This is a genomic window from Nitratidesulfovibrio liaohensis (assembly GCF_011682075.1).
In the GTDB taxonomy this organism is placed as follows: domain Bacteria; phylum Desulfobacterota; class Desulfovibrionia; order Desulfovibrionales; family Desulfovibrionaceae; genus Cupidesulfovibrio; species Cupidesulfovibrio liaohensis.
The window spans coordinates 1-8,750 of record NZ_VSMK01000040.1; the positions used below are offsets into that span (position 1 = coordinate 1).

At 67.8% G+C, this 8,750-nt stretch carries 6 protein-coding genes; all 6 read right to left on the reverse strand.

What is annotated here, in order from left to right; translation table 11 throughout:
- On the reverse strand, positions 1–1,288 hold a 1,288-nt coding region (locus FVW27_RS01825; RefSeq protein ID WP_167122227.1), incomplete at its 3' end, for a type IV pili methyl-accepting chemotaxis transducer N-terminal domain-containing protein.
- Between the two features lie 259 nt (positions 1,289–1,547).
- Positions 1,548–2,600, reverse strand: a complete 1,053-nt coding sequence (gene argC, locus FVW27_RS01830; RefSeq protein ID WP_167122229.1) for an N-acetyl-gamma-glutamyl-phosphate reductase — start codon at positions 2,598–2,600, stop codon at positions 1,548–1,550.
- An 85-nt stretch (positions 2,601–2,685) separates the two neighbouring features.
- On the reverse strand, positions 2,686–3,033 hold the full coding sequence (locus tag FVW27_RS01835; RefSeq protein ID WP_167122230.1) for a DUF1844 domain-containing protein: 348 nt from the start codon (positions 3,031–3,033) through the stop codon (positions 2,686–2,688).
- Positions 3,034–3,267: 234 nt separating this feature from the next.
- Positions 3,268–4,437 (reverse strand): pyridoxal-phosphate-dependent aminotransferase family protein, encoded by a 1,170-nt coding sequence (locus FVW27_RS01840; RefSeq protein ID WP_167122232.1) that lies wholly within the window; start codon positions 4,435–4,437, stop codon positions 3,268–3,270.
- 17 nt (positions 4,438–4,454) lie between these two features.
- Positions 4,455–5,660, reverse strand: a complete 1,206-nt coding sequence (locus tag FVW27_RS01845) for a class I SAM-dependent rRNA methyltransferase (protein WP_167122234.1) — start codon at positions 5,658–5,660, stop codon at positions 4,455–4,457.
- 306 nt (positions 5,661–5,966) lie between these two features.
- A complete protein-coding gene (gene polA, locus FVW27_RS01850) occupies positions 5,967–8,585 on the reverse strand; it encodes a DNA polymerase I (RefSeq protein WP_167122236.1) in 2,619 nt (872 codons plus the stop codon).
- Positions 8,586–8,750: the final 165 nt, after the last annotated feature.

Genomic DNA, 8,750 nt, shown 5'->3' on the forward strand with positions numbered 1-8,750 from the left:
CGTCCTGCATGACCATGGCGGTTTCATCCACCCGGTCGCGTTGGGTTTGCGCGCCCAGCGCCGCGTCGCGCACGCGGTCGGACAACAGCTCGGAGCGGTCCACCACTTCGCGCGAGATGCCGTCCGCCTCGCGCGCAGCTTCTGCCAGCCGGTCGCTGCGGGTTTGCGCCTCGGCCTCGGCCCGGCGCAATTCGGTCAGGTCGGTGTACAGGCAGATGCCGCCGATGATGGCATCGTCAATGGAGTTGCGCAGTTGCGATGCGGCAATGTTCACACGGCGCACGCCGCCGCGCCGCCCGGTTATTTCCACTTCGCGCACCACCGATTGTCCGTCGCGCATCACCTTGCCCACCACGGTCTGGCGGCCTGGGTCGCCGTAGAAGAATTCCGAGGCACCCATGCCATGGTATTGTTCCGGCGTGCCGTCGCGTTCCAGCAGATCCAGCAGGGCGGTGTTGCAGCGCAGCACCTTTTCCTGAGTGTCCACGACAAGATAGGGTGTCTCTATGCTGCGCAGGATGCCTTCCGCAAAACCCAGTGCGCCTGTGAGGTTGCCGGTCATGGCGCACAGGGCGTCGGCCACCTCGCGAAGTTCGCGGTGGAAGTTGCCCGCAAGGTCCATGCATCGGGGGCTTTGGGCCTGTTCCCGTGCAAAGTCACGGATGTCGTACAGGGGGCGGATGACCTGCCGGTGCAATACCAGCACCGCCACCGCGCCCAGCGCCAAGGCCAGGCTCAACCCTATGACCTGGCTGGCAAGCAGGGTGGACACCCGGCTTTCCGATTCGCCCTGCATGAGGGTGACGGCCTTGTTCATGGCATCCAGCACTCCGTCGCTGGCGGCCAGCAGGGCGGAGGCGGTGTCCGGCGCGGGGGTGGCCCCTTCGGGCAGGGCGGCTTCCACCAGGCCGCGCAGGCGCAGCCATTCGCCGCGCACGGTCAGCAACTGGGCGCGCACCGTGGCGCTGGGGTGGGGCAACTGGCCCGTGGGACCATCGCCCTTCAGGGTCAGCGGAGCCTGCCCGCCATCGATGAAGGCCGCCAGCGTGACGTCGAATATGCGGATCTGGTTGGCAATGGATTGGCGCAAGGGGGCCGGGCCGCCGTGCAGCAGGGCCAGCGCCTCCTTGGTCATCTTCTGGCTGAGCATGCGCTGTCGCCCGGCCAGGTTGACGGCCATGCCGTCGGAGGTCTGGCGGTTGGAAATGACGATGACCGCAGTGCAAAGGGCCATGGCCAGCAGCGCCTGTCCGAGGACGGCGAGCAGGATGCGCGTCCGGATGCTCATATGCGATACCCCCTATCTTTCTCTGCATGGCAGGGGCGGGGGCCGATGGCACATGATTATCATGCACCCTACCGCCACGGGATGGGGGGCTGATGATTTCACCGGGCCGGGCTGGCGTCCAATTTTCCGGAAAGACTGACGGATTGACGGGGGCAGTGACCTGCAGGAGCGGGCGAACCCAGCCTGCCACGTGCGGAAAAAAGGGGACGCCCCTTGCCGGAGCGCCCCCTTGTGGGAACGATGGTTGCCGCGCCGTGCGCTACGGCATCAGCGGGGCCAGCATCAGCCCGGTTTCCACGGGAAGGCCGAACATCAGGTTGGCGTTGGCCACGGCCTGGCCGGAAGCGCCCCGGCACAGGTTGTCGATGGCGGACAGGATGACCAGGCGACCCGTGCGCTGGTCCGTCACCACGCCCACGTCGCAGAACATGGTGCCGCGCACGTGGCGGGTTTCCGGCAGCTGCCCGGCGGGCAGCACGCGCACCCAGCGCGACCCCTGCCAGGTCTGCTCGAAGGCGGCCTGCACGTCCTGCGGGCTGACGGGCTTTGCCAGCTTTGCATAGATGGTGGTCAGGATGCCCCGGTTGATGGGCAACAGGTGCGGGTTGAACGACACCACCATGGACGTGCCCGCGATGGCCGACAGTTCCTGCTCGATTTCCGGGGTGTGGCGATGCTTGCCGATGTTGTACGCCCGGAAGGTGTCGGACACCTCGCAGAACAGCGTGCCCACGGCGGCCTTGCGCCCCGCGCCGGTGGCGCCGGACTTGGCGTCCACCACGATGCCGTCGGTTTCCACCAGCCCGTGCTTCAGCGCCGCGTACAGGCCGAGGATGGTGGCCGTGGGGTAGCAGCCGGGGTTGGCCACCAGGCCCGCCTTCTTCACCGCATCGCCGTACAGTTCCGGCAGGCCGTATACCGCCTGGGGCAGTTCGGCCCGGCGGGTATGGGGCACCTTGTACCAGGCCTCGTACACGTCGGGGTCGCGCAGGCGGAAGTCCGCCGAAAGGTCCACCACGCGCAGGCCGCGTTCACGCAGGGTGGCGCCCATTTCCATGGCCGCCCCGTGGGGTACGGCCAGGAAGGCCACGTCGCAGTTGGCGGCCAGGTCGTCCGGGTCGGGCGCGGTCATGACTACGTCGCCGCCGGGCAGCCCGCGCAGAAAGGGATAGATGTCGGATAGGGGGCGGCCCGCCTCCGTGCGCGAGGTGGCGCGCACAAGGCGCATGTTCGGATGGCCCGCCAGCAGGCGGGTAAGTTCCATGCCCGTGTAGCCGGTAACGCCCACGAGTCCGGCGCGGATGCTAGTCATGCCGTGGTCCTTGCGCTGTTTGGTCTGTTAGGTCCGCGTAATCCGCGTGGTCCGCATGATCTGTGGAGTCTCTGGGATCCGGCGGTTACTTCCTGTGCACCACGTACTTCATGCGCAGTTCGTACAGCACGCCTTCCAGCAGGCGCGCCTCGTCCGCGTCGGCGCAGCCGCGCGTCTTCTCTTGCAGCATGGTCAGCACGTCGATGGTGTGCTTGGCCATCAGCAGGTTCTCGCTGGTGCGCCCGGTGTCCGGGTCGGGCACTTCGCCCAGCTGCACCAGCGCCGACGAGGCCAGCGACAGGATGAAGGTGGAAAAGGTCACCTGCGGCATCTGGGGGGCACCATGGGGTGCGCCGTCCTGCGCGCCACCCTTGTCGCCTTCCTTGGCCCCGCCAGCCGCGCAGCCGCAGCCGGTGCGTTCGTTGTCGGTCATGGTCACATCCTCGCGTTTTGGGCCGGGCAGGCTTTTTGGGTGCCTCCGGCGGGCAGGGGGGCGTGGCGCGTTGCGAGCGCCATCCGCAAGGTTCAGGCTTCGCGTTCACCTAACGGCTTCCGTCTCCTGCACCCCGGTCAAAAGATGACGGCAGCCCCAACTATCAAAAAAGTTTGGGGGGGGAGGGGTTCGGGGAGGGGGACCCTTTGGAAAGGGTCCCCCTCCCCGTATTTCCTAAATCTCTGTTCCCGGCGTAACCGCCAGCCCGGCCTGGTACGCGGCCAGGGCCTGCTCCAGCACGTCGCGCGTGCCGATGTACCCGCCGCAGGCCCGGAAGCCTTCGGCCAGGGCGTGCAGCCCGGCGGCCAGGTCGGCCCAGTCCAGCCAGCCCATGTGGCCGATGCGGATGATGCGTTCCTTCATGTGGTCCTGCCCGGCGGCCATGATGACGCCAAAGCGCTCCGCGGCCACGCGCAGCACGCCGGTGGCGGGCACGCCTTCTGGCAGCAGCACGCTGGTCAGGCCCCATGTGTAGCCTTCCTTCACCAGCGGCTCAAGGCCCATGGCCGTCACCCCGCGCCGGGCCATCTGCGTCAGCGCCCACTGCTTGCGGTACACGGTTTCCAGCCCCACCTCGCGGAACATGTCCAGGCTTTCGTTAAGTCCTATGATAAGGCTGACCGGCGTGGTGAACAGGGTCTGCTGCTTTTCGAGGTTGGCCAGCTCGCCCCGGAAGTTGAAATAGAAGCACGAGGGCGGCACGGTGTCCGCCTTGCGCCAGGCCCGCTCGGACAGCGCGATGAGGCCGAGGCCAGGCGGCAGCATCAGCCCCTTTTGCGAACCGGTGAGCAGGCAGTCGATGCCCCATTCGTCCATGGGGCAGGGCGAAATGCTCACGGCGGAGATGCCGTCCACCACCAGCAGGGTGTCGCGCCCGGCGGTGAGCCTGGCGATCTCGCGCACCGGGTGCAGGGTGCCGGTGGACGTTTCCGACAGCTGCACCAGCACGCCCGCGGCGTCAGGGTGTTCGTCGAGGGCTGCTTCCACTTCCGCCGGGGTGACCGGGCGGCCCCAGTCCACCACCACGGAGACCACGTTCAGGCCGCGCACGGCGGCGATTTCGCGCCAGCGCTGGCCGAACTTGCCGCCTTCGACCACGATGACCTTTTCGCCTGCCTTGAACAGGCCGTGCACGGCGGCAGTCATGACGCCCGAGCCGGAACAGGCCATGGGCAGCACCGGCTGGGCCGTGCCGAACAGTTCGCGCAGCTTGGGCTGCACCGCCGCCATGATGGCCTTGAAGGCGGGCTTGCGGTGGTGGATCATGTCATGGGCCATGGCCAGCCGCACCCGTTCGGGCGTGGGCGTGGGGCCGGGGGTGAGCAGGCGGGGCTTGTCGAGCATGCCGCAATGTCTCCGGTTCAGGCGCGGAATATCCGCGCGGTGAAGGATTTCAGGTAGTCGGTCTCGGCCATGGCCGGGTGTACCGGATGGTCCGCGCCCTGATGCCCCTGTGCGATGATCTGGGCCTGCATCTTCCGTTTTGCCGCGGCATGGGTGAGCACGCGGCGCAATTCTTCCCTGTCGAGGTGTTGCGAGCAGGAACAGGTGACGAATACACCCCCATCGGCCACCAGGTCGAGTGCCAGTTCGTTGGCCCGCTGGTAGGCCGTCAGGCCCTGCTTGGCGTCCTTCCTGCGCTTGATGAACGCGGGCGGGTCCAGGCACACCAGGCCGAACTTGCGGCCCTCGCGCCGCAGCTCCGTCATGGCCTCGAAGGCGTCGCCTTCTATGCCGTCCGCGTCGTCCACGCCACCTGGCCCGTACGCGCGGCCATTGGCCTTCACGTTCTCCACCGCCAGTTCGACGGCAGGCAGGGACGCATCCACCAGCGTTACCGAGGCCGCGCCCGCGCGCGCCGCCGTGGCGCCAAAGCTGCCCACGTAGCAGAACACGTCCAGCACGTCCTGCCCCTTGGCGAAGCGGGCGGCAAAGGCGCGGTTGTCGCGCTGGTCGTAGAACCACCCGGTTTTCTGCCCGGCGGTGAGCGGCACGGTGAAGGTGCAGCCGTTCTCGGAAATTTCCGCCGTGTCGGGCACGGAGCCGTACGCCATGCGCACCTCGCGGGTCAGGCCTTCCAGTTCGCGCGAGGCCGTGTCGTTGCGCAGCAGCACGCCGGTTGCACCGGTGACCTCTACCAGCGCGGCAACCACCGCGTCGGTCTGCGCGTCCATGCCCGCCGTGGTGATCTGGGCCACCAGCGTGTCGCCGTAGCGGTCCACCACCAGCCCGGGCAGCATGTCGCCCTCGCCGAAGCACAGCCGGTAGTGCGGCGTGTCGAACAGCGCCTGCCGCAAGGCCAGCGCGCGGTCAATGCGCGTTCTGAGCATGTCCGCGTTCAGCGGGTCGTTCTCGCGGCGGCTCACCAGCCGGGCGCAGATCAGCGAGGCCGGGTTCACGTAGGCCGTGCCCAGGCAGCGGCCCCCGTCGTCCATGACCAGGGCGGCCTCGCCCGGCGCAAAGTCCTTGAGCGGCGTGCGCTGCACGTCCACTTCATTGCTGAACACCCACAGGTGCCCCACGCGCAGTCGGCGCTCTTCCCCGCGTTTCAGGATCAGTGTCTTCATGCGGTCCCTTGATGGCTGTGATAACAAGAAGAACCGGGGGAAGGGGAAAACCCCCTTTTGCGGCAGCCGTTGGGCGAGTCTTCGAGCCTTACGGATGGCGACCGCAGAGCGTGAAGGGGGTTTTCCCCTTCCCCCGGCCCCCCATCCCCTTTCCCCTAAACTTTTTATTCGGGTGGGGAAAAACGCCGTGGCGTCAGCCCCATTTGAAAAGTTTGGAAGGGTGGAGAGGGGGTGTGGGGGAGAGGCGGGAAACTTTTTCAAAAGTTTCCCGCCTCTCCCCCACGCGATGTCTTCCAACAGATTGCGTCAATGTGCAACGCCCCAGTTCTCCCCCTGCCCCCAGTCAACTGCCAACGGCACATCCAGGGCGATACCGCCGGGGCGCACGCCGGACATGAGTGCGGCAAGGCGCTCGCCAGCGACGGGGGCGTTGTCGGCGGGCACTTCCAGCAGCAGTTCGTCGTGCACCTGCAGGATGAGCCGGGCGTTCAGGGCGCGCAGGTCCGGGTCGGCGTGAGCGGCCAGCATGGCCAGCTTGATGATGTCGGCGGCGCTGCCCTGGATCAGGGTGTTGATGGCCTGGCGGCGTGCCTGCGACTTCAGCTGGGTGTTTTCGGAATGGATTTCCGGCAGCAGGCGGCGGCGGCCCGCCATGGTGGTCACGTAGCCCAGCTCGCGGGCGGTGGTTTCCGCCTCGTCGTAGAATTCGCGCAGCTTTTGCAGCTTGCTGAAGTACCGTTCGATGAACGCCTTGGCCTCGGTGAGCGGGATGCGCAGTTCCTGCGCCAGTTTCTGCGGCCCCATGCCGTAGATGAGCCCGAAGTTGATGGTCTTGGCGTTGCGGCGCTGGTCGGTGGAAACCTGATCCTGCGCCACGTCGTACAACAGGCTGGCAGTGCGGCTGTGGATGTCCGCCCCCTCGCGGAAGGCGGCCAGCAGCGTGGGGTCTTGCGACATGTGGGCCAGCACGCGCAGTTCCACCTGTGAATAGTCGGCGGACACCAGCCGCAGGCCCGGCGCGGCGGTGAAGCAGGTGCGCATGCGGCGGCCAAGGTCGCCCCGCACGGGAATGTTCTGCAGGTTCGGGTTGCTGGAGGACAGCCGCCCGGTGGCCGTGGCCAACTGGTTGAAGGTGGTGTGGATGCGCCCGGCATCATCGACAAGGCGGGGCAGCGGCTCCAGATAGGTGGAGCGCAGCTTCTCCAGCTTGCGGAATTCCAGGATGGCGTCCACCACCGGATGGCGGCCGGACAGCTTTTCCAGCACGTCCTGCGCGGTGGAGGTCTGGCCGCCCTTGGTCTTGCCGCCCGTGGGCAGGCCCAGCGTGCCGAACAGCAGTTCGGCCAGCTGCTGCGACGACCGGATGTTGAATTCGCCCCCGGCGGCCTTGTAGACGTCGCGCGTCAGGCGGTCGAGTTCGCCCTGCACCTCCCGCAGGAAGGCGGCAAAGGCGTCCAGGTCCACGGCGATGCCCGCCGCTTCCATGTCGGCCAGCACGGGGATCAGCGGCATTTCCAGCGTGCGCATCAGGCGCGACAGCTGCGCCCCGGCCAGACGGCCCGACAGCGCGCCCGCCATTTCCAGCGCCAGCAGGCCGGGGTTGCCGGACGAGCGTTCCAGTTCGTCGCCCCAGCGGGCGGCCAGGCGTGGCCAGCCGTAGTCGCGCTCTTCCGGGTTCAGCAGATAGGCGGCAAGCCCCAGGTCGAACCAGCGGGCCGGGTCCATGCCGGCCCAGGCCGGGTCGGTGCGCAAGAGGTGTTTCACGTCGGGCGCGGCCACCTGCGCGGCCCTGGAAAGATGGCTGGCCAGCGCGTCCACCGGCCCGGAGTAGCGGCTTTCGCAATCCCCGGCGGCCACGGCGTAGGCGGTGATGGCGCCGTTGTCGAACACGGGCACCACGGCGGCGGCCACGCCTTCGCAGTCGGGCAGCTTGCCGGGGTCCTTGCAGGTGTTCACCGGGTCGGCCCGGCGGCCCTCGTCGCCGAACAGGCTGGCCTGCACCTGGCTGGTGGAGCGCGGGGCAGAGGTGACGCTGCCGTTCTCGATCATGCCGGAGAGTTCGCGGGTAAGCTGACGCAACTCGAATTCGCGCAGCATGGCACCGGCCTCCGCCGGGTCCAGCGGGCGCACGGCCAGGTCGGGCAGGGTCACTTCCGGGCAGGCGTCGGTGGTCAGGGTGGTCAGCTGGCGGTACAGGAACATGGTTTCAAGGTGCGGCTCGAACTTGGCGCGCAGCTTTTCGGGCAGTTCGCCCACGCGGTCGCGGATGTCTTCCAGGGATCCGAAGTCCTTGAATATCTTTTCCGCCGTCTTGGGGCCCACGCCGGGGATGCCGGGAATGTTGTCCGACGAATCGCCGATGACCGCCTGAAAGTCGGGCCAGCGGGCGGGCGCAAGGCCCGTTTCCGCCGTGAAGTCCGCGAGGGTGACCAGCTTTTCTTCCTTGGCCGCCGGGTCCCACAGCACCACGTTGTCGTGCAGGCACTGTTTCAGGTCCTTGTCCGTACCCACGATGACCACGGGGCGCTCGGCGCGGTGGCGCGCCGCCAGCGAGGCGATGCAGTCGTCGGCCTCGCACCCGTCGGACACGACCAGCGGGAGGCCCAGCGCCCTTACCATGCGCTTGATGGGATCCAGCTGCTGCACCAACGGTTCCGGCGTGACCGCGCGCTGCATCTTGTACGGCGGGAACAGCTCGTGCCGGAAGGTCGGTCCCTTGCCGTCGAGGACGAAGCAGAAATTCGTGGGGCGTTCCTCGCGCAGGAGGCGCAGCAGGATGCGGGTGACGATGAACAGCGCGTTGGTGGGAAACCCGTCCGAACGCTGCATGCTCTGGTAGGCGTAGAAGCCCCGGAAGATGAAGGCCGAGCCGTCCATGAGCCACAAGGGCTCGCCGCGAAGGCCGAGGCGTTGGGTGAGCGACATGCTGGTTCCGGTTGGCGGTTTGGATGTGAGGGGGATGGCGCGGGCCGGGTGCGAAGCGGGCGCGACCAGACGCGACCAGACGCGACCAGACGCAACGGGGCGCAACGGGGCGCAACGGGTGCGCAACGGGTGCGCAACGGGGGCGCCGGATGTGACGGGCACGCC

What these genes read in the sequence shown, in the direction of transcription:
- FVW27_RS01845 (WP_167122234.1), bottom strand. Translation starts at nt 5,660, where the DNA reads ATGAAGACACTGATCCTGAAACGCGGGGAAGAGCGCCGACTGCGCGTG.
- FVW27_RS01840 (WP_167122232.1), bottom strand. Translation starts at nt 4,437, where the DNA reads ATGCTCGACAAGCCCCGCCTGCTCACCCCCGGCCCCACGCCCACGCCC.
- polA (WP_167122236.1), bottom strand. Translation starts at nt 8,585, where the DNA reads ATGTCGCTCACCCAACGCCTCGGCCTTCGCGGCGAGCCCTTGTGGCTC.
- FVW27_RS01835 (WP_167122230.1), bottom strand. Translation starts at nt 3,033, where the DNA reads ATGACCGACAACGAACGCACCGGCTGCGGCTGCGCGGCTGGCGGGGCC.
- argC (WP_167122229.1), bottom strand. Translation starts at nt 2,600, where the DNA reads ATGACTAGCATCCGCGCCGGACTCGTGGGCGTTACCGGCTACACGGGC.